Annotated in this window: 2 protein-coding genes; both read right to left on the minus strand. The window is 59.5% G+C overall.

Going from position 1 to position 886, the window contains the following annotated elements; translation table 11 throughout:
* Nucleotides 1–150: 150 nt before the first annotated feature.
* Nucleotides 151–753, minus strand: a complete 603-nt coding sequence (locus IVA80_RS08515) for a plasmid pRiA4b ORF-3 family protein (protein WP_247427949.1) — start codon at nucleotides 751–753, stop codon at nucleotides 151–153.
* Nucleotides 750–886: transposase domain-containing protein (locus IVA80_RS08520; protein WP_247427952.1), on the minus strand; the 137-nt coding region annotated here is incomplete at its 5' end. The genes IVA80_RS08515 and IVA80_RS08520, both read right to left, overlap by 4 nt.

An 886-nucleotide genomic window follows, 5' to 3' on the forward strand; every position in this document is an offset into this window, starting at 1 on the left:
CACTGAACTGTGAGAATACCTGACTGCTCAAGCTGAGTTTCGACAAATGTCCGCGGAAATTCGAGTTTTGTGCGTTGTTGGTGATCTGTGGTGTCAGTGCGGTCAACTGTAAGCGTAGCTCTGAGGCCCTTTTTGATTGGCGCTTGACGTCTATTTTGAGCGCGTGGTGCGCCGGCGCGGCTTCCATATGTCGGACAACGCATTGACAGCGGCCTCAAACGCCTTCCGGTCGACGACGTTGGGATCGAACTGCTCCGGGCCCCAGAGGCGCATATGTTCGTGCTCCGGATGGGTGGGGTCGCTGATGGCGTCGAGGTATTCGGCATAGCCTGGCGCACCGCCGACATCTTCCGGAGGACAACGGCCGGCGGCCTCGAGCAAGAACGGAAGTCCCTCCGTTGTCGTGTTGTCGAACCACTTTTCAAGCTTGATCACGTGATCCCAGCTGTCGCCGAAGTCGTAGAGATAATGGATCGTCTTCGCGCCGGTCTCCTGAACGATATTAGAGAGCCGCGTCTTGCGGGCATCGATGGGCTGGGGGCCAAAATCTCCATCGGGATCAGGGATACCCCAACGTCCTTCGCCGGCCAGGAACTCGAAGAGATGGCTGTTGGTCCAGCCAAACGCCGCCTGAAGCGTCAGATGCAGCCGATCAAGGCGCAGCGTGAGCGGCACGACAAGGCATCGCATCACCTCCGGTTTCACGTCCTTGAGGGTCACCTTGATCCGGACCGCGGTCGTGTTCGGGCTCATGCCGCCAGCCTCGGATCGTGTGCATGCATCGTGTAGATCGACGCCCAAGGGAGCAGTTCGTCCAGTCGCGCCGCAGGCCAACCATTGACGAGCTTCGCGAGAACATCAGCGAGCCAGTGCTCGGCACTGACGC

This window comes from Bradyrhizobium sp. 139 (assembly GCF_023074175.1).
GTDB lineage: Bacteria > Pseudomonadota > Alphaproteobacteria > Rhizobiales > Xanthobacteraceae > Bradyrhizobium.

What these genes read in the sequence shown, in the direction of transcription:
- IVA80_RS08515 (WP_247427949.1), bottom strand. Translation starts at nt 753, where the DNA reads ATGAGCCCGAACACGACCGCGGTCCGGATCAAGGTGACCCTCAAGGAC.